Origin of the sequence: Ekhidna sp. (assembly GCF_963691765.1) — a bacterium.
Lineage (GTDB): Bacteria > Bacteroidota > Bacteroidia > Cytophagales > Cyclobacteriaceae > Ekhidna.
In genome coordinates this window covers 619,654-644,202 of sequence record NZ_OY829375.1, presented here as the reverse complement: position 1 = coordinate 644,202, position 24,549 = coordinate 619,654, and the positions used below count along the sequence as shown (strand labels likewise).

Sequence of the window (24,549 nt, the reverse complement as noted above, 5' to 3'; positions counted from 1 at the left end):
ATTTAAAAAGAACAGGAAAAAAGTAAGAAAGGAGAGCTTTTTAAGTATTTAATGATTCATTAGGTGAGTTTCTTTAGGTGGCTAAAGTCGGTTCTGTTGAGCCGGCTTTTTTATTGCGAGTTATCGTAAAAGTGAATCCTGTTAACACATTAATTATACAACTCAACTTAATTCCCAATTCAGGATCGCCCAAAAGAGCATTTTTGAAATAAAAAATGAAAACTACAAACTCGAAAATCGGGCTCTATTATAATAGGAAAAGAAAGTATTATGAGCTGAGAATGGTCGCTTTCAATTATGATGAATATGATCCTAATCTAAAATGGGTTTTTGACCATACTAAATATGATTTAGCAATGAGAATTCAGCATTGTATGAATAGTGATTATTGATTAAAAAAAGATTATTCAAGTCTTCTGCATTCCTTGTTAAATTTCAAAAAAAATCAGGTTCTGTTTTATCAATTGATTATATTAACTGTCGTAAGACCTAATAGAGATTGGATAAAATAATCACTCAGACCGAAGAATCGTGGATTGATGAAAATGATATAATGATTCATCTATCTCGTCCGAACGCTGTTCATGGAATTGAGCAAGCTCATGAAAACTTTGAAGCAGCAAACGAATTATTGCAAGGAAGGTGTCTGCCAACTTTGACAGATTTGACTCATTGTAAGAAAGTTACTTCTGAAGCTCGCGATTTCTATGCTTCTGATGAGAATGCAAAGAATCTTCAGATTCTGGCAATGGTAGTACCAAACCCTGTCGCTAGAATAATAGGAACCTTCTTTACTAGATTAAATTCCAGTCCTTATAAGATTAAACTATTTGCTAAATACGACGAAGCCTACAAGTGGCTTATGGCAAATAAATGAATGACAATAGAATACCCATACTGCTAGAAAACCTACTCAAAATTGCAGAAGGTAATTTTGATATAGACATACCTGTGTCCGATAAACAGGACGAAATCGAAGCAATAGCAATGGGAATTCACATGCTTGCAGATGAACTAAAGCAAACTACAGTTTCTATGGAGGTGGCCGAGGAGAATTATAAAAGATACAATATTCTGCTTGAAACCATTAGTGATGGTGTTCTGGAAGTTGATACTAAAGGTGAAATTTCGTACTCGAATAGTCAGGCGAGATCTATTTTAGGAGTAAAATCAAATGAACTAACAGGAAAAAAAATAAGTGAAATCTTTTACTATAAAGACAGTAGAAACCCTGTAAATATTAATAAGCTTGATGAGGGAATTAGTACGATCCTAGCCAATGCCAGAACAGAGGACATTCGGAAAATATTATCTCTGAGAGTTAACAAAAGACTTAAATCGAGCGTAGCATTAATAACCTTCGCTGATATAACAGAAGAATATCAACAAACGGCAATACAACGCGTGCATGAAATTTTGAAGCATGAGAAAGACAGACAAAGTATTGCGTTTCGAATTCAAGAGGAGGTTGCTCAGTTGTTGAGCGCTGTTTCGTATAAAATGACCTCAGTAGCGCATACCTTGCCGAAACCTTTAGAGTCTGATTTGGAAGAAGGAAAGGTATTGCTATCAGAATCAATAAAGGAAATAAGAAAGATAGCAGAAGATTTGTCCCCTAGTTCCCTCAATTACGGAATCAAGGATGCGATAGGAAACATGATTAGCGAGGTATCCAAGATAAATAGAGATATTAAATTTTCTTTGAGATGTATTTCCTTGGATGAAATTCGATTTGATTCTGCTTTTGAAGGAGCTATTTATCACATCATAGAGAATGCATTAACAGTTGGAGTTAGTTATAGTAATGCAAGTGATATTGCTATTGTGATAGAATTTAGAAATGATTTCTTATTTGTTGATTACTATGATATTGGAGGCGGATTTGAATCAAAGAATGCATCGGAAAAAAACGAAATAAAAAAAATCTCAGATAGAGCGGTGGCCTATGAAGGAGTTTTTAGAATTGATACAGAATATAATATAGGACTCTCCATGTATCTACAATTTCCAGTTTCTAATTATTATGCTGAAGCATGAATTATAATTTGAGTACCAGCGTTTTTTTTGCTTGAAATAAAGAACTTTAAGTCCATATTTTCAGCTCTCGTTCTCATATTATTGATTCCCGAACCTGCTATTTGATTATACTCGTCTACATCAAATCCTTCTCCATTATCCTTTATTTCAAATTTTAATGATCCATTGTTTGAAAAGTTGATGTCAATTTTAGAGGCAAAAGAATACTTTATACTATTACTTAAAGCCTCTTGTGTTATTCTAAATAGGTTCATAGCAAAAACAAAATCAGGGAAAGATTCTTCACCTTGCCATTTTAAGACTATTTCACCTTCAAAGATTCTTTTTGATTTTGAGATCAAGTTCTCAATTGCTTCCTTAAGGTTATTGCTCTTTCCCAATGAAACTTCAAGATTGTTAATAACCATTCTGGTTTCTAAGATCATTTCTTCAAAAAGGCTATCCAGAACTTTTTTCTGATTAAGGATTACTTCCATAGGTGTAGTGGGCTTTAGCTTGTTGAGAAGCATTCTGGAAGCTACCAGCATTTGTCCCACTCCATCGTGAAGATCTTTTGAAATTCGATTCCTTTCCTTCTCCTCACCACGAATCTCACCCAGTAATTCATTATTCTGTTTATTCAGTTTTTCAGTAATGTCTGTTTCTAGTAAAACAAAGCGATCAATTTTCCCGTCTTCATTTTTGATAGGCTGCAAATCGAGAGAAACCCAATATGGATCTCCAAAGTTGTTGCAGTTCATTACCTCCATTTTTAATGAGCTACCTTCTTTAATAGCTTTCTTCAATTTTCTTAGTGCGGAAGAGTCTATTTTCTGATTCACAAACAATGATTCAAGATCTGATCCAACGATCTCTTCGCTTGAATAACCCGTTAATTTAGAAAAGCCATCATTTACCCAACTAATACTTGTCGATTTGTCTGATATGATTACTCCATTACTGGTTTTCTTTGCTACAACCGCAAGTTGTTCGTTGGCCACTCTGAGTGCAACTTGATCGGTAATATCAGATTGTATAGCCATAAATTTTTCCAGCTTTCCTTTTCTATTGAAGATTGGCTGCAAGTCTATGCTCACCCAATATGGAGTACCATCTTTGTTGTAATTGATCATTTCAACATAGACAGCCTTTTCATTCTTTATAGATTCAGACATTAATTTCTTAGACGCATTATCACTTGACTCTCCTTGTAAGAAATCTCCTGGCTTTTGTCCAATTGCTTCATCCAGAGTATAACCTGTGATTCGGGTAAAACCTTCATTGGCCCAGGTTATAAGCCCTTTATCATCGGTTATTAGTATACTATTGTGAGTTGCTTTTGCAACCAAGGCCAATTGTTCGTTTTCTTTTTGAAGTTTCCTTCTTTCTATTCGTTGAAGTTCATATACGATTGCTTCCTTCGCTTGCAAAAACATAAGTATTTCCTCTTCTTCGTAAGATTCACGCACATCTACTGAGGAAAAATTGACAGTTCCGTAAAATTTGTTGTTAACTCTTAAGGCAACACCAATGTGAGTTTTGAGGGGGAAGCCTTTAACTGCTTTATGATCACTATATAGTGAATTTTTTAAGTCCTTATCATAAAAAATATATTGGTCGTTGAACATCACATTGGGTTTGACATGATTTAATGTGATATCACAAATTGTATTTGAAAGAGAATATGTATCTCCTCGCGAGATAGAGAGATTATTTTCAGTACAGTGAGCTACGGTATAGTGCTCACCTTCAATGTGAGAAACAATTCCAATAGGTAGATTAAGATAAGACTGAACCAAACTTAAAATATCTTCAATTTTTTGATTGCTGGAGTCTTTAGAAATAGTAATGGCATGAAGTGATTTTAGATATTCTGTATGCTTCCATAAGATATTTGATTTTTTCTCTGCTAGTAAAACATCTTTTTCGTCTATCGTTTTTCCTAGTCTGTTCACTACTGGTAGGAAAATGATTTTCATCTCAATCAGTAACATCATTATAGAAATGGAAAATAAGACCAATTCAATAATTACAATCATCGCAAGCCTACGGTCAGCTTCGTTAGATAATATAAATACAACTTGATCCATTTGGATTAGATACTTATCTACAAGAAGATTTACCTCATTGAAGTTACCATTATGTGTATCATTCTTAGCTAATTCAATGACCTGAATTAACTCCACACTTATATCTTCCAGAATTGCTTTTGCTTTTGTATTTGATATCGAAGAATAACCTAGTAGCGGATTTGTTTCGAGCATTCCCAAGTGATTCTTTTTCCATAATTGAGTAAGCGAATCAATCTCAGCTTTATGGGTTTGATCATTGCTTCTCAGCAATAAAAGATTAATTCTTTGACTGAGCATTCTTTGCCTTCCAGCAATGTTTATGATAGTTCCTTCTTCACTTTTTTTATTCAACCAGTATTGAATAAAAATTTGATTGCCTGATAAAACCATTATTGCTAACAGCAAGGCTCGATAAAATAGTTTTCGATATTTAAATACAAATTTCAAGTTAGCTGGCGAGGGGGTAAACTTTGATGGAATAATATTAGCTTTTCTTTCTTTAAGATAACGGTGCAATATCACTTAAATTAAAAATTACGTGGATCACTTAGATAGCAATCTTCATAAAGAGATACCTTGGTATTTGCATTGGTGCAGTTAACGTTCCTCGATGAAAACCCTTGAAAGAATTTTAGAAGAATATCCAGAGGATAAAGAATTCATACCTATGGGATATGCTCGCAAAGAGATTATTCTTGATGACTATGGTGATCCAGTTGACTGGAAATACTTAGACGTAAATGAGGCATTTGAACTGCACACAGGAATCTCAATAAAAGGCCTGGTAGGAAAATGTATTTCGGAAATTATGCCAGATCCTAAAATGTACCAGGATTGGTTAGCAGTATATTATGATGTAGCGTTTAGTCAAGGTCACGAACAATTTGTTAATTGGGCGGAACCATTACAAAAGTGGCTGGAGATCAATGTTTATTCTTCTAAGAAAGGTCATTGCACTGTTTTTCTACGAGACGTAACTAATGAACAGGAAGAAAAAAAAATTTATGCCGATATTTTAGCAAATATTACAGATACAGTTTTTATAACCGATGATAATGGAAATTTCAGATATGTATGCTCTAAAGTCTCCAACATTTTTGGATTTATTGAGGAGGAAGTTTGGAAGATGCAGAATATCAAAAATTTACTAGGAAGTGGCTTTTTCGATATTTCTGAAGTGCATGAACAAGGAGAAATTGCAAATATTCATCGCGTGATAGAAGGTAAATTTGGTGAAAAGTACGATATTCTAATAAACATAAAGAGGGTTGATGTAGCTAATGGAACATTACTTTTTACTTGCCGGGATATAACCGATAGGCTAAAAGCAGAACGAGCAAACGAAAAGAGCAATGCACATTTAAAAGCCTTCATGAATGCCATTCCTGATTTGGTCTGGATCAAAGATCCGAACGGGAAGTATCTAGCTTGCAACAACGAATTTGAGAAACTCTTTAATGCAAGTGAAGCAGAAATTATTGGAAGGACAGATTATGACTTTGTCCCCAAAGAGCTTGCAGATTTCTTTAGAGCAAATGATAAGGCGGCCATCAAGAAACGAGGGCCAAGCTTAAATGAGGAAACTTTGACATATGCAGATGGAAGTAAACATGATGTAATAGTCGAAACAACAAAAACACCAGTTTATGATTCCTACGATAATCTGATAGGTGTTCTTGGTATTGCTCGGGATATTACTCAGCGTAAAGCTGAGGTAAGTCTGCTTAAAGGTGTTTTCAATCAATCTCCATATGGCATTGCTCTTGTATCGGATAATGGAAAACCCTATGAAGTAAACAAAAGTCTTTGTGAATTTTTAGGATATGACGAAGAGGAACTCAAGTCCCTTACATTTAAAAAGTTCACACATCCCGAAGACTTCCCAATCGATTTTGATTTGTACAATCAATTAGTAAGTAATAAAATAGAGTCTTATGAAATAGAGAAGCGTTACATTAGGAAGGATGGTGAAATTGTATATGCCAACCTTATAGTCACTCAGATAGAAGATCAATTTGCTGAAGGAGGTAAGCGGGCATTGGCTATGGTTGACGATATCACAGTAAAAGTCAAAGCTCAACACGAGCTAAACCTTCTCAATGAGCGTTACAAGCAAATGATTGAATCAGCTCCAGATGCTGTCTATGTCTTTTCGCAAAAAGGTACAATTACAGAAGTCAATAATGCAGCAATTTCAATGTCAGGTTATAAACGAGCTGAACTGATTGGCCAGCCCATTTGGACAATTGATAAAAAATGGGACGAAATAGCTGTTGAAAAATATTTTGCTGAAGTAAAAGAAGGTGAAGCCCAGTTAAGGGAAACGATTCACACCTCTAAAGAAGGAAAAGAAATATCAGTAGAAGTCAATCTAAATCCTGTAAAACTAGACTACAATACTTGGGTGATCGGGATGGTAAGAGATGTTACAAAAAGGAAAGAAATAGAACAAAAGCTATCAAGTAGTGAAGCAAAGTATAAAGGAGTTGTAGAGACCGCCTCTGATGCAATTTTCATTGTTAGTATGGAAGGCGATATTATTGAAGTAAATGATATGGCATGTAATCTTCTTGGATACTCTCATAAAGAGTTTCAAAAAATGAATATTAGTCATTTAGATTTAGATTGGAGCAAGGATCGTATTGAAGAATTTGGAAAAATTCTCCAAAAGGAAAAAAGAGCTTTGTTTGAAACCACTCACAAAGCCAAAGACGGTAGGATTATACCAATCGAAATGAGTCTCCAATATTTCCAGATCGATCGAGAGCCTGTAGTAGTAAGCGTAGGGAGGGACATTACTGAAAGAAAGCAATACGAGAGGTCACAAAAAAATATGTTGAATGATCTGATTAGAGCTCAGGAAATTGCCAATATGGGGAGCTGGCATTTGGATGTTAATAATGATTTTTTGGTTTGGTCAGATCAAGTGTATCGTATATTCGGAGAGAAACCGCAATCTTTTAGTAGATCAGTTGAAGACTTCTATGAGTACGTCCATCCTGATGAGCGTGAACAAGTCAAAGAACTTTTTAATAAATGTGTTCAAGAAAAAACTCCATATGAAGTTATTCACAGGATTGTTACCAAAGATGGAATAATAAAGTACGTTGAAGAAAAAGCTGAAATTGTTTACAATGAATATGATGAGTTGATAGAAGCTCATGGAACAGTACAAGATGTAACCAAAGAAGTAAAGTCAAAACATGACCTTAATCTTCAGATTCAAAAACTGAATCTTGCGATGGAAAACAATGGTATTTTGGCATGGGAAACGGATTTTGAAACACACGAAACGACCGTTTTCCCAAAAGGGGAAGACCATTCCAATATACCGAAGGTAAATGTGGAATCACCAACAAAAGTACTTGCGCAAATTAGGAATGAACATCGGGTATTTTGTGAAAAGAAGCTAGACAAGCTTCAAAATGGTGAGATTGATAAATTTACTTGTGAATTTCAAGTATCTGATGATTCTGTAGAAGACTGGATCTGGCATCGTGGAGATCTAACAACGATAGAAAAAACCTCTGATGGCTTGCCTAAGCGTATCTTCGGAACCATTCAAAACATTGATGAAAAGAAGGATGCTGAAAGACTTCAGATTTTGAGTCAAGAGCAAGAAAGAATACGGATTGCAAGAGATATTCATGATAGTATTGGACAGATGCTAGTGGCAACAAGGCTCATGCTCAATCAAACACTGGGAAAAGAAGTTTCGCGAGAAAAGATTAAGAAACTAAATGAATCAATAAATATTATGCTTGGTGATATGATTAAAGAGAGCAGACTAATCATAAACAACTTTAGCATTAGCCTATCCAAAAATGAAAACTTAAAAAATACGTTCATTGAGCTTGCTGAAAAGACCAAGAAAGTTTACTCAGGAGAGATCATTTTTAAATGGACTGGGGATGACGACATTAATGATTTATCGTTGGGAGTCAACATTTTTAGAATTTATCAAGAGGCACTGACCAATGCAATCAAATACTCTGGTTCTGAAATGATTGAAATAAAAGTAATAAATCAACCTTTTTTTCAAATGTATCTTATTGATAATGGAAAAGGGTTCGATGAATCAATTATAGATTCCGGATTCGGGATTCAGAACATGAAAGATCGAGCAAAGAATATAGGTGGTACCGTAAAGATCGAGTCACAGAAAGGAAAAGGAACTACTGTACTCTTCACACGAGGAGAAGACTAATAAAATAAGTCGTCAAAAAGTTTTTCACGAATTGCAAACTTCACTAAACCGGCAAGATTCTTAGAGCCAGTTTTGTCCATAATATTATGCTTATGAGTCTCAACAGTTCTAAGACTAATAAATAAATCGTCTGCAATTTCCTGATTTGATTTTTCTTTGAAGATTTGCTCTAAAACCTCAAGTTCACGTTTAGTTAGATCAGCACCTTTAGTTGCTTTTCTTCCATCTGCGATACTATTCATAATGGTTTCTGTGACTTGTGGAGAATAGTATTTTCCTCCATCAGTTACTAGGTTTATTGCTTTTAAAAGTTCATTGGTATCACCTTCCTTAAGAACATAGCCATTTGCACCTGCTTTTAACATCTTTTTGATACTTACGGAATCGTCCATCATCGATAATGCAATAATACTGACCGTTTTATCAATTTCTCTAATAAGTTTTGTCAATTCGATTCCATCCATTCGAGGCATATTGATGTCGACGATTATCAAGTCAAATTCTCCCTCTTTAAACGTGTTGATTCCTTCTATTCCGTTGTTAGCCTGAATAACGGAGGCACCTAATTCGTCAATGAGCATTCCGGCTAATACTGAGCGTATTATTTTATGGTCATCTACTAATAAAATATTCATGGCGGTAGTTGTTAGTCTTTCGTTTTACTAAATAAATGATGTGCTTAAAAGTTGTAAATGTCGTAGATCATATAATTACCTGAATTCTATCAGGATTTACTTAGAATATTACTTGTTTACATTAAAATAATGAACAACTCTTTATTGATTCGATTATATGAATATTTTTTTGGAAAAATACGTGTTTCACGTAGATATATTGTGTATGAATTGTCGTTGATATCAGCAAATTTCTAACTACGATTTGGACTCAGCTTTGTTAGCGCAATACTGAATTAACAACATACTTATTTCCCTCTCATATCCGAGTGCTCTTAGATGAAATTTTGAACTATCAAATTCAAACTAAAACATCTAAGAAAATGAAAAAGTCAGTATTAATTATTTCAGCATGTATTGTAGCAAGTGTAGCATTTGGGCAACGTTTTGTCACTACTACCTACATTGAGCAAACTAGTGTAAGTCCAAAAACGGGAATTGCCATTGGAGCAATCAACCAATACGGAATAGAATATGGTGGTTTTTATCAAGAGTCCAAACTAGCAGAAACCGTATTAATGTCGCAGGAAGAGGTAAGTCGACTTCCAAGAAAGTATGAGAAAGTATTTTATGGAGCTTATGTTGCCTTTCCGATTCTTTCTTATTCTAAAGCAGGTTTAAAATTCAATGTGAGAACAGGTGTGACCAATGGTGAAAATTTTGCCATTACTCCATCCCTTTTAGCAAACTACAACTTAACTAAATCAATGAGCCTAGGCGGAGGATTAGGAGTTCGTGCACTTGCTCCAACTTTACAAACAAGAGTTACCATAACACTTTAATCATATGAAGCGGATTACTACAATAATGATGGCAATTCTTTTGACTAATCCAGTATTTGGAAAGGTATCATCGATTATCACATCTCCTGAGGAATCAGAAAGAATGATTGTAAAGAGTGATGGAGAGTCTGGTCAGAAGGAGACAGCTAGTATCAAAGTTTCACCCTTTTTACAATGAATAGTTATTCAATCTAAATAAGTGTTAATCCATTAAAAAAATAAGAATGAATAGTTCAGTCGCAATAAATAAAATGCCATTGGCCGCAGCAGCTATCTATCCCAATAGCCTTGCTAAAGGTGAGCCAAAAATCGATTACATATATAGCAGATCTTTAAACATCATGATGCTTCGAGGGGAGTCAAAATCGCATGCGCATACAGCATCAACGTATCATAATGTGATTAATCAAGCTCAGAATCACTTAAATGACCCAGAGAAAGAAAGAATTAGAATTTATGTGGGCTTTGAATCATTCAATACGGACTCTTACAGTTACTTCATTGAACTGTTTGAAATATTAAATCTATTCCATAAAAAAGGCAAGGATATCAAAATCTATTGGAGCTATAAGCATTCAAAAAAGATGTGTGATGCAGGTGTATATCTACTGCCATTTTGTGATTTTCCATTTGAAATTGTAGACACATAAACTATGAATTTGAAATTGTTTATTCAAATACTTGATTTGGTGATTAAGATCTGCATAGTAGCGATATTATCGCTCTTTGCACTATAAATGAATTATGTATGGAAAAAAATACTTCTTCAATGCTTGGTGTGGAGGCAATTATTAGCTAATCTTTTTATGTTTTCTTAAAACTAGTTCAAACCAGATAACATTTGATTCAGATGTGCCTCCTCCTTTTAATTCTTGGTAAGCTCACGCTTCCTTTTTTTCCAAATGGTTATTTGATATTGAAATATTACTTCGACTCAAGAAAACAATTGGGGTAGCTAAGTTTACCGATATCTTCAGAGAGATCCCTTTGAAAAAATGGGTGCACATGGATGACTCCAAATTGGGCATCAAAGACTCCATTTTGATTCCTGTTAACCTACTAAAATATGGCTTGAATATGACGCCAAACCTTGGCTGAAAACCTTGACAGTAAAGTCTTAAGACACGCCTTTTTCATAACCGATAGATCTCGCTGGATACTTCTGGTGGGATTTTTTTATGTGTAACAATTTTATCAAAATCAGCTAATCTATGCTTTTTGCAAATCGTCCCACTTTTATGTCGATTCAACTTATTATCCACAGAACTGCTTTTATCAATGTGCACTTTTGAAGTGTAATCAGTTAGTAATTAAAAAGATTCTGTGATGACAACCTTTAGATACGTTTTATTTTATTCAGAAAGAAATAAGAGATACAAATTGGCTAAAGTAAAAGCTGATAATTTCAATACTAAGAATCCTGATGTCCTCTGGATTTTTAATGAAAACAAGCCGAGAATCGCTAAGAAAATTCTTAGGAATATGAATTTGGCTATAAGCACTTCAGGATATCCCCAATTACAAATAGCATCCTAATTATCAAAAATTAAAATGATTGTCAAGATGAAAGTATTGAAAAAAATAGAAGCGGAATTGATAAGTCAAGGCTTCACTTTTAACAGCAAAGATTTGGATCGTCCATGGGGTGCATTTTGGGCTATCAAACAAGAGTGTAGTAGGGAATTCTTGATCAACTTCTTTCCTGAATATGTCTCATTACTAGATGAAAATGTGCCTATAAGCCCAAAAATCTTAGCAGTAGCACCACAAAGAAGATTGTCATGGCAGTATCATAATAGAAGATCAGAACTCTGGAAAGTAATCGATGGTGAAGTAGGAGTAGTGAAAAGTGATTCAGACATACAAAATCCAATGGTTTCATATAAAAGAGAAGAAGTTATTTGTCTTAATCAGGGAGAAAGACATCGATTGATAGGATTACAAAACTGGGGTGTAGTAGCTGAAATATGGGTTCATACAAATGTGAATAACCCCTCCAATGAAGACGATATTATTCGCTTGGAAGATGATTTTGGAAGGTGAAAATTATAATTGATTAAAAATTAAGGTTAGTAGTTTCATGGGAAACTCTATTTGGTGGTGTTTTCTTAAGGCTCTCGATTTTGAGAGCCTTTTTTCATTTATCAAAGTCAGATAATTTTTGATTCAGATGTGCTTTCTCCTTTTCATTCTTGGTAAGCTCAATTGCCTTAACTAAGGCAATTCTTGCTTCATCACTATTGCCAAGTTTTTTAAGCATCTCACTTTTTATTGCATAAAAAAGATAGTATTCCTCAAAGAATTGAGTCGCTTCAAGCCTTTCAATTTCCTTTACACTTAATAGCGGACCGTGTACTTTTTCTAAGGCAACCACACGATTTAACTCCACGATGGGACTTGGTGTTAATTGCAGTTGTAAGTCATACAAAGCCAAAATACTGGTCCAATCAGTTTCTTCGAAGGTGGTAGCTCTACAGTGCGTAGCACTTATGGCAGCTTGGATAAAGTATTCGCTTACAGCCGTTTCCTCTGTGGCTCGGTCTAAATACATCAATCCTTGTTGGATTAGATTCTGATCCCATTTCGATCGATCCTGATATTCAAGGGTGATTGCATTTCCATGTTCATCAATTCTTGCGTTAAACCTTGAAACATGAAAGTGCATGAGTGCCATGAGTGCATTTGCAGCGGGAGTATTACAGATCTCGCTTTCGATCAGAATTTTATTGAGCCGAATGGCGTCTTCACAAAGATCTGTCCTCATAAGTTTATCTCCTTCAGCTGATTTATATCCCTCATTGAATAGTAGGTATATGATCTTAAGCACCATATCCAGTCTTTTCTCAATTTCATGGGCTGGTGGAAGTAAGAGCTTGATTTCTTCTTTTTTAAATTTCTTTTTAGCTCTCGTATAAGCTTTTGCAACAGTTTCCTCTTTTTTAAGGAGTGAACTGGAAATTTCCCGGATAGATAGTCCTCCTAAGATCTTTAAAGTCAAAATGATCTGATATTCTTGACTTAAAGATGGATGACAGCAAGCGAACATCATTCGCACCATATCATCATTGATTTCTTGTAAGGATAAGTCATCATTCATCTCCTCTGCGCGTTCCGGTACTTCTTGATTGTTAGATTTTTGATCCCTTCTCAATTGATCGATCATTTTATTTCTCGCCACTCTGAGAATCCATCCTGTAGGATTGTCCGGAATCTGAGCGTATGGCCAGGTTTGCATGGCTTTAATCAATGCTTCCTGTACGCTATCTTCAGCCAATTCTAAATTGGATGCACCAAACTTGCTGGTAAGATGTGAGACAGCCTTACCATATTCTGTTCGAAAAAAATGATCAACTAATTGCTGTGTTTCCATATACGAATAGCGTCATTCCGATGCAACTCGGAATGACGCCAATTGCATTTATTCTCCCATGTCCTCGATTATCTCTCGGATTTCCGTGGTATGATCGAATTCAAATATTGGGCAGTCTTTTGAAAGCTCAACAGCATGGTCCATATCTTTTGCAGAAAGGACTACGTATCCACCCACAAGCTCTTTGCCTTCTGCAAATGGTCCGTCAGTGACTATTTCACCGTCTCGACCTACTACTTTTCCGGCATCTTGTAATGGGTATCCTTCAGCTTGTACTTTTTGCATCCACTCGCCCCATTTCATCATGTGAGCTTGCATTTCTTCTGGTGACAATTGTCCAAACGCTTCGTCGGATCCACGGAAGACATATAAATACTTTTTCATAGTTGTTTTAGAGTTTTAGTTAAGTTAAATATTTCTCTATAGACGTGTATGATTCCTTCAAATGGACAAGTATGAAAGATTTTTTTTTTGAATAATTGAAATATTGCTTTTTAGGCCTAAAATGGGGTTAAATCGTTATGCAGGATGTGTTTATCGAAATAAATTTCACTAAACGACGCGTGATAGTATATATGTAAGGAATAAGGCCATTGCTAGCAATGAAAAGACGAATCTTCAATTTTTTACCAACACGCACAATTGCAATACTATTCTCAGCATTTGTGCTTTCTAATATGTTGGTGGCTCAATGTCCTACAGAAGCGCAGTTAGAGTCTGGAGGAACACTAAACGTACCGACAGATAGTGATTGTAGTTCGCCAGTATCATGTGATATTGCTACTGCTGATACCTGGGACATTGATGGAAATATTACACTATTATCATGTGCTACACTCAACCTGACTCAAGGATCAAGTTTTCTTTATATCCTAGGAGGAACGATTACGATTGAAGATGGAGCTACGTTGACTTCCAATAGAAGATTAATTGTTGATGGTGCATCATTGGTTGTTAATGGAACTTTGGATGTAGGTGATGGATCTGGTACTGATAGATTAGTGGTTGAGAATGGAGGTTCTATTGTGGTAGGATCAACAGGTCATGTGGAAGTAGGAAATGGGAGTATCCGGGTAGGAGGAAACGGGGCAGGAAATACAGGAACACTAGATATTGATGGCACTGTAAACGTAAGTGGCAATGTAACACTTCGAACAAACGGCTCATTGTCAGGTGATGGCATGCTTACTTTCGGAGGTACATTCACTGATAATGGCACAGTTTCAGGAACATTTACCAACTGTGTAGATGGTAGTAATGCTGCTAGCTGCGGAGATACCACTTTGCCAGTTGAACTGGTTAGTTTCTCATCTCAGCTCGACAATAGCAACGTCGCCATCTTAAACTGGTCAACAGCTTCCGAATTGAATAACGAAGGCTTTTATGTAGAAAGAAGCTCTGATGGACTCCAATTCGAAGAAATCGGGTTTGTTGAGGGAAATGGAACAACTTCTCAAAGAATTGAATATCAATATTTTGACAATTCTATTTCATCGAATACCTATTATAGACTTAAACAGGTAGACTATGATGGTCAATTCGAATATAGCCCGATTGTATACTTAGAGTTTGATCAAAGTGAGCTAAACCAAATCGGAATATTTCCCAATCCCGTAGTTTCTCAGTTTAAGTTCACTAACGGACTCGAAGGGGTTTTTGAATGGTCAGTGACGAATGTGTCAGGTAAAAGATTGCTTGCTGAGTCAAACCTTACTGTAGCGCAAGCAGAAATTAAGATCAACCAATTGCTTGCTAGTATGCAGAAAGGAACCTACTTCATCCAATTTAGCAATTTGGACTCAAAGCAATCAATTAGGTTATTGAAGAACTAAGCTTGCTAAATTTCATTTTGGGTTATGAATTAATGTGTCAATTCAGGTAAGTTTGATGCATTAATAATTACCTAATGAAACTATCTAGCATAAAAACATTTACATATTCAATTCTGCTATTGACGATTGTGTTGTCATGTGAGTCAGACGACGGACCTAATTTTGATACGAATGATAATTTCGTTTCCTACTTCTTTTTCTATGACAGCGATCTAGACAGAACTACAATTACTGCAGAAATTAAAAAACTAAATGTTTTGAATGATAATTTTCAATTAGAAAGTGATGAGACCGTAACCTTCAATGGAGATGAATTGATGTTTGATGAACAATCTGTTTCATACAGTAGAAGCTATGAGGGATTGATAAAGGAAGGAGACTTTGTCTATTCAAGCTCGGAAGGACGCGTGTATTCTGCTGCATTGCTCTCTTATCAATCCATTGAATTCCCAAATGATTTTGCCACCCTATCCAAGAGTGAAGGAGCTACTGTTGAATGGGTGGGTAATGGTTTGGAAGAATTTGAATCACTTATTGTAGTTATTGGTGAGTATGAAGAAGGACAAGAACTTGGGACGTTCCATGATGAATTAGGTTCTGAGAGTGTTGATTTAGCTAGAGTTACATTAGAAATTCTACCACTAGGATTTCAGCCTGCATACATTCAGCGAAACAAAGTAAAATTCTTATCTAATGAAGAAGGAGAAGCTCCGATAGTAGGAGGGAGAATTGTAGTCGAATATCGATCGAAAACAATTCAGGTTGAGTTAGTAGAATAGGTTATTTCCAAAAAACTTCTAAACTACCTCCTTGCCATATGATGGTGCTAGAATCAGCACCGTCTTTTCGTTTGACTTTGATGCTGGACTTATTGGTTCTTATGATTTCTTTTTTTACCACTTCCCAGCCACTTTTATGATATATGGAAACGTAAATTGATGGTTCATCAAGTTGTATAATTTCAGACTTTTTATCGCTGCTTAACTGATTGTTAGTTTCAACCTCTTTTTCTGCTAATAAATTCAATGCCTTTCGACCATCAGGCACTCCATATCCTATGTGGTTGTTTGGGTGCATTAAGCTGCCCGAATTAATTATTAGTTGTTTTAAATCTTGGGCACTTAAGGTTGAATCTTTCTCTAATAAGCATGCTGCTAATCCTGTGATAATCGGCGCAGAAAATGAAGTACCAAGAGAAGAATAGCATGAGATTTCAGGTTTCACATATTCAAGCCAGTTTGGCCCTTTAGAGCTGTAATTCATTCCATCCCAGACTTTTAGTTTAGTAGACCCAACAGTAAGTGCACTTTTTGCATCTCCAGGAGAACCAAGTATTTCCCAACCATTATTTCCATCATTGCCAGCGGCTATGACGAAAAGAACTCCATATTTTTCAGTAATCTTTTCAATTGCTTTAGTCATAATAGTGCTTTTTCCATCTATTTGATTTTGCTTATAATTCTCCCTTTTGTCATTGAATCCGAAGTTGTAGCCGAGGGAGATATTTATGATTTTGACACCTTCTTTTGCCATCCACTCCATTGCTTTTATAGCGTATTTTTCCTCTTGCCTTCTTTCATAACCACCATGATCAGTCCGGGCTAAATAATAGGTTGCTCCAGTTGCAAGGCCATATTGTACGTTTCGTGTCTCATTAAATCCTCCTATGAGTTCCCAAACTTCAGTGCCATGAACATCATCAAATGCCGATTTTCCGTAGAAAGGCTTTGCCTTTGGATCTAAGTAGTCTTTGTAACCAGCAACTTGATCATTTTCAAAAAATGACTCCAAAGATTTACTCTGGTCTGAACGTAAAAATCCGCCATCAATGATTCCTATTTTCACGCCAGATCCAGTCAATCCTTCATCTATGATAGATTGACCATTGATTTGCTCTAGAGCAAAGCCCAATTGCTGTCCAAATAGCGGAGTCGAGAAAAAAAGAAGTGCTAATTTTAGCCATCTCATAGAAAGAAAATTCTTTTAATCAGAACTAAGATAACTCATGCGATACGATCCAATAGATAACCAACTATTTATTAATAATCGTGAAAAGCTTGCCAAGCGAATGAAACCTCGCTCTGTGGCAATTGTACATGCCAACGATATTATGCCTACTAACGCTGATGGAACAATGAAATTTGTTCAGAATGCGAATCTGCTTTGGCTTTCTGGTGTCGATCAGGAAGAGTCTATTGTGCTCATTGCTCCAGATTTTCCCGACGAAAAAATGAGAGAAATTTTATTTGTAAGAGAGACAAATGAAGAGATAGCAGTTTGGGAAGGCCATAAATTGACGAAGGAGGAAGGTACGTCTACTTCTGGAATAAGAAACGTAAAATGGACTTCTGAATTTGAGAAAACACTTTATACAATACTTGCAGAGTGCGATCATATTTATTTAGATAGTAATGAGCACATTAGAAATGCAAGTGAAGTTGAAACAAGAAATGCTCGTTTTGTTAAAGACTGTAAGGAACGATATCCTTTGTATCAATATGAAAGACTATTTCCAATCCTTCAAGACCTTAGGTGTATTAAGTCTCAGTTTGAAATAGATATACTTCAAGATGCTTGCAATATTACAGAAAAGGGCTTTAGAAGGGTTTTAGACTATGTAAAACCTGGTGTGATGGAATACGAAATAGAAGCTGAATACCTTCATGAATTTGTAAGAAATCGTTCAAAGGGATTTGCCTACACACCTATAATTGGTGGTGGAGGGAATTCATGTGTGCTTCACTACATTGAAAACAATCAAGAATTGAAAGATGGTGATGTTTTATTGATGGATGTCGGTGCAGAATACGCCAACTACAACTCAGACATGACCAGAACTATTCCTGTAAATGGGAGATTTACAGATCGACAAAGGAAAGTTTATGATGCAGTTTTAAGAGTTAAGAATGCTGCTACAGATTTGTTGAAACCAGGAAATCGAATTCCGGAGTACCATGCTGAAGTTGGTAAATTGATGGAAAAAGAGCTTCTGGATTTAGGTTTGATAGATCAAAACGACATCAAGAATGAAAATCCTGAGTGGCCTGCCTACAAGAAGTATTTTATGCATGGTACTTCTCATCATATTGGCTTGGATGTCCACGATATCGCATCTATCTATAAAGTTTTTGAACCTGGTATGGTCTTCACAGTAGAGCCAGGGATATATATTCCGGAAGAAGACATTGGTATTCGCCTGGAGGATGATATTGTAATCACAGAAGATGGACATATTAACTTAATGAAAAATATTCCAATTGAAGCTGACGAGATTGAGGAGTTAATGAATAAATGAACCAATGGCCAGTACAAAATTTGATTCAGATAAGGCACCAGAACCAGTTGGTCTATACCCTCATGCCAGAAAAGTGGGCGACTTATTATTTTTATCAGGTGTGGGTCCGCGTGAACGTGGAACTAAGAAAATTCCTGGTGTAGATCTTGACGATCAAGGGAATATAGTTAGTTATGATATAGCAGAGCAATGTCATTCCGTTTTCAAAAATGTCAGACTTATTTTAGAAGCATCTGGTTCTTCCTGGGATGAGTTGGTTGATGTTACTGTCTTTTTAACAAACATGAAGGATGATTTCAAAACATACAATGCCATTTACGCGGAGTACTTTAAGGATAATCAACCTTGCCGAACAACAGTTGAAATTAGTTCGCTACCTACGCCAATTGCTATTGAGCTAAAATGTATCGCAACCATCAAAAACTAAATTATGGAAGAAAGTGATTTAAGATTATCAAAAGTCGATAGAAGCAACTTGCTAGAAACTGCTAAATGGGGCAAATTTCTAGGGATAGTAGGTTTCGTAATGAGTGGCTTTATTGTTCTAGGAGGTATTACAATGTTTGGAGGAGCGTTCAATACGGTTTATCCAGGACTTGGGAGCGGCATTGGCTTTATTTACATTTTAGCTTCACTGCTATATATATTCCCTTCATTGTACACCTATAAGTTTAGTACTAAAATTAAGTTAGGTCTTCAAACCGATGATGCAGAAGCTTGTTCTGAAGCATACAGCAACCTTAGAAAACTTTTTGTTTTTATGGGTATAATGACCATTATCGTGTTATCCCTATATGCTTTGATGATTGTCTTCATGCTCATGGGAGGAATGATGGGAAGCATGCTTTAATCTATCGCTAATTGCCTATTTTTGAGGCTTAATACATTATGGAAACATCTTTAGAATACAATACTCAGCGCGCGCATTTAAAATTGCGAGAGTATGGACGAAACGTGCAGAATCTGGTTGCGCATCTAAAAACAATCGACAACAAAGAGGATCGAAATAAGAAAGCAGCGACGCTTGTCGAATTGATGAAGCTTATTAATCCTGATCTTGGAAATGATTCCGAAACAGATCAGAAAGTGTGGGATGACCTACACATCATTTCTAATTTCGAACTTGACATTGAGGGACCATTCCCTAAGCCTGATGCGGAGGTTCTAGACCGTAAACCAGATCGTTTGAAGTACTACTCAAACGAAATTAAATATCGTCACTACGGAAGAAGCGTTGAGCTACTTATCGAGCAAGCAATTGCTATGGAAGACCCAAAAGAAAAAGAAGGGGCTGTCGTTGCAATAGGAAGATTGATGAAGAGTTTCTTCCAGACTTGGAATAAAGAAAGCATTGAAGATGAGCAAATCTTAAAGAACATTAAAAAGCTTTCGAAAGACCAACTTGATATCAATATTGAAACGGTCAAAGAATTAGGACTTTTTGATTCAGATAAGAAACCTTCGAACAGAAGAAACAATAATAACAACAACAATAAAGGCCGAAGAAACAATCAAGTCGGAAAAGGTCGTCGCAATGGCAATGGCCGAGGAAATAATAGAAGAAGAAATTAATTTCTTTTTTGAATAAATAGTTGGTTAGTTGATTGGTGATTTACTCAGGTAACTCTTTATTTGTTGATACTAATCCACTAACTAACTAATCTTAAATAATGTCATCTTTTCGGGTCGAAGGCGGTCACCAATTAAGTGGTGAAATCATTCCACAGGGTGCTAAAAATGAGGCACTTCAAATCATTTCAGCAGTTTTATTAACTGACCAGGAGGTCACAATCAATAAAATACCTCAGATACGTGATGTATTGAAGTTGATAGATCTTCTTGGAGATCTGGGTGTTGAAGTGTCTAAGAAAGATGATGAGGCCTATACGTTTAAAGCTGCTAATATTAACCTTGACTTTCTAAACACGGACGAATTCAAGGAAAAAGCGTCATCACTTCGCGGGTCAATTATGATTCTAGGACCTTTGTTGGCTCGATTCGGAACGGGGAGAATGCCAAAACCGGGAGGGGACAAGATTGGACGGAGAAGACTGGATACGCATTTTGTAGGCTTCCAAAAGCTTGGTGCTAAGTTTAACTACGATTCAAAAACTTCATTCTATACAGTTGATGGTACAAATCTAAAGGGAGCTTATATGCTCCTAGACGAAGCTTCTGTTACCGGAACTGCTAATATCATCATGGCTGCTGTAATGGCTGAAGGATTAACGACCATTTACAATGCAGCTTGTGAACCTTATATTCAGCAGCTATGCAAAATGCTGATCAGAATGGGTGCTAATATTGAAGGTGTGGGGTCAAATCTACTCCGAATAGAAGGGGTTAAGGTCTTAGGAGGTACAGAACACACCATGCTTCCTGATATGATTGAAGTAGGAAGTTTTATTGGAATGGCTGCGATGACAGGTTCAGCCCTAACAATTAAGAATGCACAAATTCAAGAGTTAGGTATTATTCCTGATACCTTCCAGCGCTTAGGAATAAAAATGGAATTCAAAGGTGATGATATCTTCATACCCGCTCAAGATCACTACGAAATTGAATCATACATTGATGGATCAATACTAACCATTGCAGATGCTATTTGGCCTGGATTGACACCCGATTTATTGAGCGTTATCCTGGTAACAGCTACTCAAGCCAGAGGGACTGCCTTGATTCATCAGAAGATGTTTGAAAGTCGACTATTCTTTGTTGATAAATTAATAGATATGGGAGCACAGATTATATTATGTGACCCTCATAGAGCAACAGTTATTGGATTGGATCGTGCCTATCCTTTAAGAGGCATTACAATGACTTCACCGGATATTCGTGCTGGGGTTTCTCTTCTGATAGCAGCAATGTCCGCGGAAGGAGTAAGTACCATTCACAATATTGATCAAATCGATAGGGGATATCAATTTATTGATGATCGACTGAATGCACTTGGAGCTAAAATTGAACGAATTAGCTGATGCAGTGATTATCTGTATTGCTTGCCTTGCTCGGCGATACGAAATCCATTTTTTACCACATTAATCTTTGCACTTTTTTTGAATAAGATTGGATTTGTGTGATTGAAGTGAATAAAGACCATTTTATTTCTAATTGAGCGTGTCTCATTTCTGAATAGATTCATTGTTTCAGTAACAAAAGGATGAGGTACTTCACTCATTGCGCGATTAGGAAGCTCCCCGTCTTCATAAAATGTACCATCAATAAAGGCATACTCAACTTTAGGATCATTCAGTAGCTCTACTATACTGGTGTCCCACTTACTCCATTTATCAATGTCAGGAATGAATAAATAGTCACTTTTTCTCTTTCGTATGCGAAACCCTGCTGTCTCAGAAAATTCATCTCGATGCGGTACTCTAAATGCTTCAACAGATAAATTATCGTTAAGCATAAGTTTTTGATCTTCAATGAGCTGCACAGGTTTTATGTTCTCCAGATTGATTAGTTGGCTCCAAGGACCATTGGTAGTTAGAAATTCAATCATTCGTGGAAGTGCGTATACAGTAACTCCTTTAGCGCCAAGTGCTTCTCTTCCTAAAGACATCAGTCCGGTATAGTGACCGATATGTGCATGGGTTATGAATATCCCTGTTGGGAGGTACGGAAATTCCCCGTTTGTCAATTCTCTGAAATATTGGAGCTGATCATCCATATCAGGAGTTGCTTCAAATAACCACCATTGTTTTGTTTCAGCGTCTACCAATGCGAGTGAAGTCACATATTTACTTAGCTCGGGATTTTCATGTGCAAGCAGGCATTCGTTTTGACAACCAATGTGAGGGAATCCACCATCTTGTGCAATGCCGAGCACAATGACATGTTGCCCCAAAGCACAATTTAAAAAAGACAAGAGTAATAACGTGATGATATATCGCATATGATAAAGCTACAAGCTTAACATCTCATTAAGAAATATTAAGAATCCATTAACAGTAAGTCATATATCGACTCATCTTCTTTGCTAAAAAAAAGTTCATGAGACACTTATCACTAATAATCCTACTACTACTATCCACAATTGCAATTTCACAACCTATAAATCGATATTTCGAAGGAGCAAATGGGAGAATCACTTTGCTTGGCCAAGCGAGCTTGGATCGATTTAAGGAAGATCCATTTCAAGAGTGGTACACTAAAAATCACGATGAATATGAAGTGGACCAAAATCAGAATATAGACTTATCAAAAGCAGATTCCATTACCATTTTTATGGGAACATGGTGTGGCGATAGTAAAAGGGAAGTACCAAGATTCGTGAAAATATTGGAATCGCAGAATTATGACCTATCCAAGTTGAAGATCATGTGTTTGAACACTGGATTTCAAAACTACAAGCAAGCTCCGGAAAGAGAGGAGCGTGGCGTTAATATCCATCGAGTACCTACATTTATTTTTCACGACATTGAAGGGGAGGAAATAGGTCGAATAGTTGAAGAGCCTGTAGAAACTCTCGAACAAGATATTATTACTGTTTTGGCAGGAGATGACTATGCTACAGCTTATCCGGTAGCCAAAAGTATGATTCAGTATTTTGAGGAATTCTCCGTGAAAGAATTAAAAAAGAAAAAATCCGAACTTCTGAATGAATTTAAGGATAGCGAAAATGTTTATGAGCTCAATACCTACGGATATGTATTGTGGACGTCCTTTCAAATCCCTCGTGCACAATTTGTTTTTGAATTGAATGCTGAACTATTCCCAGATGAAGTAGTGGTACATCAAACATATGCTCGATTCATGGATGCCTTAGGGAAGGAGAAAGAAGCTTTGGGTTCAGTGAAAAAGGGACTAAAGGTCGAGCCTGAAAATGAGCGTTTACTTGAAATGCAAAAATGGATGAAGAATACGGACTAAATAAAAAAGCCGGCTAGAAAGCCGGCTTCTCTTTTTACCATTTCTTAATCTCTTTTATCGAGCTTAACAGTAGTATTTATCCAGCAACTAATGGTTAGCTCGTCGCCAACTTCCTTGCCTTCATTGAAGATATTTTCTAAAGAAGGGAATTGCTCTTTAGCTGCGGCCATTTGTTTCGAATTACCAGCTTTTTTATACATATCGTAAGCGGCAATAAAAATTGCTCGATCTTCAACCTGACTTTTCTCCGCCTTGCAGTCATCAAAGCTGGTGAAGTATAAATTACCAATTAAGTTATATGCTTCCGGGCTACCTGGTTTTGCGCTCAATGCTTCGTAAGCCAGAGACCTGGCTCGTGATTTATTTCCAAGCTTGCTGTTGGCTACAGCTTGTCCCATATATGAGTCAAATCTTTCTTCAGAGGTCGAAGCTAAGTTTAATGCTTCTTTATGGTATTCAAGTCCCTTGTTAATTTCACCATTAGCTAAGTATCGATTGCCAATTGCGTTCGCAAGAGTGAAAGTTGGTTTTTCTTTGAATACAGGCTCACTTGCTTCAAGGAAAAAATCAGAACTTGTACACTTAGCTTCAAGTGAATATTTGAAGATTTTTTTAGCAGTATTAAGATCGGTAGGATTTTCTCTGAATTTTGGAACAAGCTTCTCTTCAATGAATTCGCAGGTAAGAATACCATCTATAGAGCTAAGCCAAGCGTCTGTTTTAGATTGTTCTTTGTCTAGTTTGGCCGCATTTTCACCATTCTTTCTTTTTATCTCAATGATGTCAGAAATTTGAGTATGAATATCTAGCACTTTCTCTGCAGGCATCTGATCTGGAGCACTGAGGTGATATTGCTTTGCTAAAAGCATGAATGGATTCAAGTTAAAAGTCGAAATTTCTGGCCCATTCATATCATAAGCCTTTGAATAGATTTCGAATAGCATTGGATACTTAGAAGGCGTTCTGTAATGGATTTTAAATGCTTCAAAAGCTTTCCTGTCCATGGTAGATGCATCATTGTCAAAATGAACAATTCGCTGATCATACATCCATAATAAAGAATCTTGAAGACCAGCCTTTCTATTTTTATCAGTGGTAACCTTTATCAATTCCTTCATGCAGTCCGCGCCTTGGATATATATTGATGGATTGAGGTTTGGGTTGTTTTCATATAGCCAGTTCAATGGAGCCATAGCTTCATCATACTTACTTTGAGCTATCAGAATCTTGTAATATGCCTGCTTTTCCATAGCCAGCGTTTTCTTTTCTGGATCTTCCGGCCAGTTCCATCCATCCTGCGCAAGTGAAAAAGAGGCTAAAAGCACTAAAAGTGCGAAAAAAGTCGATTTAATCATGTCCTTAGAATTGAAGTTTTTTGTTTTGTCCCTTTGTAAAAATTATTCAGGCGAAAACAATGCCAATAGGT

Annotated in this window: 22 protein-coding genes; 15 read left to right on the top strand and 7 right to left on the bottom strand. The window is 36.3% G+C overall.

What is annotated here, in order from left to right; translation table 11 throughout:
* Positions 1-499 precede the first annotated feature (499 nt).
* The gene (locus ACY650_RS03080) at positions 500-877 is read left to right on the top strand and encodes a DUF7793 family protein (RefSeq protein ID WP_462251628.1); all 378 of its coding nucleotides are present in this window, start codon (positions 500-502) and stop codon (positions 875-877) included.
* A complete protein-coding gene (locus tag ACY650_RS03075) occupies positions 874-2,037 on the top strand; it encodes a sensor histidine kinase (RefSeq protein WP_462251626.1) in 1,164 nt (387 codons plus the stop codon). Before ACY650_RS03080 ends, ACY650_RS03075 begins: the two co-directional genes overlap by 4 nt.
* On the opposite strand, the gene ACY650_RS03070 is transcribed toward ACY650_RS03075, so the two are convergent.
* The gene (locus ACY650_RS03070; protein ID WP_462251624.1) at positions 2,022-4,439 is read right to left on the bottom strand and encodes a PAS domain-containing protein; all 2,418 of its coding nucleotides are present in this window, start codon (positions 4,437-4,439) and stop codon (positions 2,022-2,024) included. The genes ACY650_RS03075 and ACY650_RS03070 overlap by 16 nt on opposite strands.
* A 259-nt stretch (positions 4,440-4,698) precedes the next feature.
* On the opposite strand from ACY650_RS03070, the gene ACY650_RS03065 reads away from it, so the two are divergent.
* Positions 4,699-8,295 (top strand): PAS domain S-box protein, encoded by a 3,597-nt coding sequence (locus ACY650_RS03065; protein WP_462251622.1) that lies wholly within the window; start codon positions 4,699-4,701, stop codon positions 8,293-8,295.
* On the opposite strand, the gene ACY650_RS03060 is transcribed toward ACY650_RS03065, so the two are convergent.
* Positions 8,292-8,930 carry a response regulator gene (locus ACY650_RS03060; protein ID WP_462251620.1) on the bottom strand — a complete coding sequence of 213 codons (639 nt, stop codon included), beginning with the start codon at positions 8,928-8,930 and terminating at the stop codon, positions 8,292-8,294. The two genes, ACY650_RS03065 and ACY650_RS03060, sit on opposite strands and share 4 nt — an antisense overlap.
* Positions 8,931-9,292: 362 nt before the next feature.
* Between ACY650_RS03060 and ACY650_RS03055 the strand changes: the two genes are divergently transcribed.
* The 4 genes from ACY650_RS03055 (at position 9,293) to ACY650_RS03040 (ending at position 11,794) form a co-directional block, all read left to right on the top strand.
* Positions 9,293-9,751 (top strand): hypothetical protein, encoded by a 459-nt coding sequence (locus tag ACY650_RS03055; protein WP_462251618.1) that lies wholly within the window; start codon positions 9,293-9,295, stop codon positions 9,749-9,751.
* A 4-nt stretch (positions 9,752-9,755) separates the two neighbouring features.
* Positions 9,756-9,929 carry a hypothetical protein gene (locus ACY650_RS03050; protein ID WP_462251616.1) on the top strand — a complete coding sequence of 58 codons (174 nt, stop codon included), beginning with the start codon at positions 9,756-9,758 and terminating at the stop codon, positions 9,927-9,929.
* Positions 9,930-9,975: 46 nt separating this feature from the next.
* Positions 9,976-10,401, top strand: a complete 426-nt coding sequence (locus tag ACY650_RS03045; protein WP_462251614.1) for a SiaC family regulatory phosphoprotein — start codon at positions 9,976-9,978, stop codon at positions 10,399-10,401.
* Between the two features lie 913 nt (positions 10,402-11,314).
* Positions 11,315-11,794, top strand: a complete 480-nt coding sequence (locus ACY650_RS03040) for a cupin domain-containing protein (RefSeq protein ID WP_462251612.1) — start codon at positions 11,315-11,317, stop codon at positions 11,792-11,794.
* Positions 11,795-11,888: 94 nt separating this feature from the next.
* On the opposite strand, the gene ACY650_RS03035 is transcribed toward ACY650_RS03040, so the two are convergent.
* Both ACY650_RS03035 and ACY650_RS03030 read right to left on the bottom strand, forming a co-directional pair.
* Complete coding sequence (locus tag ACY650_RS03035) at positions 11,889-13,121, bottom strand: RNA polymerase sigma factor (RefSeq protein ID WP_462251610.1); 1,233 nt, start codon at positions 13,119-13,121, stop codon at positions 11,889-11,891.
* A gap of 48 nt (positions 13,122-13,169) precedes the next feature.
* Entirely contained in the window at positions 13,170-13,505 is a 336-nt protein-coding gene (locus ACY650_RS03030; protein ID WP_462251608.1) for a YciI family protein, read from the bottom strand.
* Between the two features lie 218 nt (positions 13,506-13,723).
* On the opposite strand from ACY650_RS03030, the gene ACY650_RS03025 reads away from it, so the two are divergent.
* Both ACY650_RS03025 and ACY650_RS03020 read left to right on the top strand, forming a co-directional pair.
* Complete coding sequence (locus ACY650_RS03025) at positions 13,724-14,953, top strand: T9SS type A sorting domain-containing protein (RefSeq protein ID WP_462251606.1); 1,230 nt, start codon at positions 13,724-13,726, stop codon at positions 14,951-14,953.
* Between the two features lie 74 nt (positions 14,954-15,027).
* On the top strand, positions 15,028-15,732 hold the full coding sequence (locus ACY650_RS03020; RefSeq protein WP_462251604.1) for a hypothetical protein: 705 nt from the start codon (positions 15,028-15,030) through the stop codon (positions 15,730-15,732).
* Between the two features lies 1 nt (position 15,733).
* Here ACY650_RS03020 and ACY650_RS03015 read toward each other — a convergent pair whose 3' ends face one another.
* Positions 15,734-16,921: a S8 family serine peptidase gene (locus tag ACY650_RS03015; protein ID WP_462251603.1), complete on the bottom strand. Its 1,188-nt coding sequence runs from the start codon at positions 16,919-16,921 to the stop codon at positions 15,734-15,736.
* A gap of 37 nt (positions 16,922-16,958) precedes the next feature.
* Here ACY650_RS03015 and ACY650_RS03010 point away from each other — a divergent pair, with 37 nt between their 5' ends.
* The 5 genes from ACY650_RS03010 to murA all read left to right on the top strand — a co-directional run bounded on the left by ACY650_RS03010 (position 16,959) and on the right by murA (position 21,226).
* Positions 16,959-18,248: an aminopeptidase P family protein gene (locus ACY650_RS03010; RefSeq protein WP_462251601.1), complete on the top strand. Its 1,290-nt coding sequence runs from the start codon at positions 16,959-16,961 to the stop codon at positions 18,246-18,248.
* Between the two features lie 4 nt (positions 18,249-18,252).
* Complete coding sequence (locus ACY650_RS03005; RefSeq protein ID WP_462251599.1) at positions 18,253-18,675, top strand: RidA family protein; 423 nt, start codon at positions 18,253-18,255, stop codon at positions 18,673-18,675.
* Positions 18,676-18,678: 3 nt separating this feature from the next.
* Positions 18,679-19,098 (top strand): DUF5362 family protein, encoded by a 420-nt coding sequence (locus ACY650_RS03000; protein WP_462251597.1) that lies wholly within the window; start codon positions 18,679-18,681, stop codon positions 19,096-19,098.
* Positions 19,099-19,136: 38 nt separating this feature from the next.
* Positions 19,137-19,820: a DUF4290 domain-containing protein gene (locus ACY650_RS02995; RefSeq protein WP_462251595.1), complete on the top strand. Its 684-nt coding sequence runs from the start codon at positions 19,137-19,139 to the stop codon at positions 19,818-19,820.
* Between the two features lie 98 nt (positions 19,821-19,918).
* A complete protein-coding gene (gene murA, locus ACY650_RS02990; RefSeq protein ID WP_462251593.1) occupies positions 19,919-21,226 on the top strand; it encodes a UDP-N-acetylglucosamine 1-carboxyvinyltransferase in 1,308 nt (435 codons plus the stop codon).
* Between the two features lie 8 nt (positions 21,227-21,234).
* Here the strand turns inward: murA and ACY650_RS02985 are convergent, their stop codons facing one another.
* On the bottom strand, positions 21,235-22,146 hold the full coding sequence (locus ACY650_RS02985; protein WP_462251591.1) for an MBL fold metallo-hydrolase: 912 nt from the start codon (positions 22,144-22,146) through the stop codon (positions 21,235-21,237).
* Between the two features lie 98 nt (positions 22,147-22,244).
* Here ACY650_RS02985 and ACY650_RS02980 point away from each other — a divergent pair, with 98 nt between their 5' ends.
* Positions 22,245-23,123 carry a thioredoxin family protein gene (locus ACY650_RS02980; protein WP_462251589.1) on the top strand — a complete coding sequence of 293 codons (879 nt, stop codon included), beginning with the start codon at positions 22,245-22,247 and terminating at the stop codon, positions 23,121-23,123.
* Positions 23,124-23,167: 44 nt separating this feature from the next.
* Here the strand turns inward: ACY650_RS02980 and ACY650_RS02975 are convergent, their stop codons facing one another.
* Positions 23,168-24,478 carry a tetratricopeptide repeat protein gene (locus tag ACY650_RS02975; protein ID WP_462251587.1) on the bottom strand — a complete coding sequence of 437 codons (1,311 nt, stop codon included), beginning with the start codon at positions 24,476-24,478 and terminating at the stop codon, positions 23,168-23,170.
* Between the last annotated feature and the right edge of the window lie 71 nt (positions 24,479-24,549).

Coding starts and splice junctions, on each gene's coding strand:
- ACY650_RS03075 (WP_462251626.1), top strand. CDS start 874: ATGAATGACAATAGAATACCCATACTGCTAGAAAACCTACTCAAAATT.
- ACY650_RS03065 (WP_462251622.1), top strand. CDS start 4,699: ATGAAAACCCTTGAAAGAATTTTAGAAGAATATCCAGAGGATAAAGAA.
- ACY650_RS03060 (WP_462251620.1), bottom strand. CDS start 8,930: ATGAATATTTTATTAGTAGATGACCATAAAATAATACGCTCAGTATTA.
- ACY650_RS03055 (WP_462251618.1), top strand. CDS start 9,293: ATGAAAAAGTCAGTATTAATTATTTCAGCATGTATTGTAGCAAGTGTA.
- ACY650_RS03050 (WP_462251616.1), top strand. CDS start 9,756: ATGAAGCGGATTACTACAATAATGATGGCAATTCTTTTGACTAATCCA.
- ACY650_RS03045 (WP_462251614.1), top strand. CDS start 9,976: ATGAATAGTTCAGTCGCAATAAATAAAATGCCATTGGCCGCAGCAGCT.
- ACY650_RS03040 (WP_462251612.1), top strand. CDS start 11,315: ATGAAAGTATTGAAAAAAATAGAAGCGGAATTGATAAGTCAAGGCTTC.
- ACY650_RS03035 (WP_462251610.1), bottom strand. CDS start 13,121: ATGGAAACACAGCAATTAGTTGATCATTTTTTTCGAACAGAATATGGT.
- ACY650_RS03030 (WP_462251608.1), bottom strand. CDS start 13,505: ATGAAAAAGTATTTATATGTCTTCCGTGGATCCGACGAAGCGTTTGGA.
- ACY650_RS03025 (WP_462251606.1), top strand. CDS start 13,724: ATGAAAAGACGAATCTTCAATTTTTTACCAACACGCACAATTGCAATA.
- ACY650_RS03020 (WP_462251604.1), top strand. CDS start 15,028: ATGAAACTATCTAGCATAAAAACATTTACATATTCAATTCTGCTATTG.
- ACY650_RS03015 (WP_462251603.1), bottom strand. CDS start 16,921: ATGAGATGGCTAAAATTAGCACTTCTTTTTTTCTCGACTCCGCTATTT.
- ACY650_RS03010 (WP_462251601.1), top strand. CDS start 16,959: ATGCGATACGATCCAATAGATAACCAACTATTTATTAATAATCGTGAA.
- ACY650_RS03005 (WP_462251599.1), top strand. CDS start 18,253: ATGGCCAGTACAAAATTTGATTCAGATAAGGCACCAGAACCAGTTGGT.
- ACY650_RS03000 (WP_462251597.1), top strand. CDS start 18,679: ATGGAAGAAAGTGATTTAAGATTATCAAAAGTCGATAGAAGCAACTTG.
- ACY650_RS02995 (WP_462251595.1), top strand. CDS start 19,137: ATGGAAACATCTTTAGAATACAATACTCAGCGCGCGCATTTAAAATTG.
- murA (WP_462251593.1), top strand. CDS start 19,919: ATGTCATCTTTTCGGGTCGAAGGCGGTCACCAATTAAGTGGTGAAATC.
- ACY650_RS02985 (WP_462251591.1), bottom strand. CDS start 22,146: ATGCGATATATCATCACGTTATTACTCTTGTCTTTTTTAAATTGTGCT.
- ACY650_RS02980 (WP_462251589.1), top strand. CDS start 22,245: ATGAGACACTTATCACTAATAATCCTACTACTACTATCCACAATTGCA.
- ACY650_RS02975 (WP_462251587.1), bottom strand. CDS start 24,478: ATGATTAAATCGACTTTTTTCGCACTTTTAGTGCTTTTAGCCTCTTTT.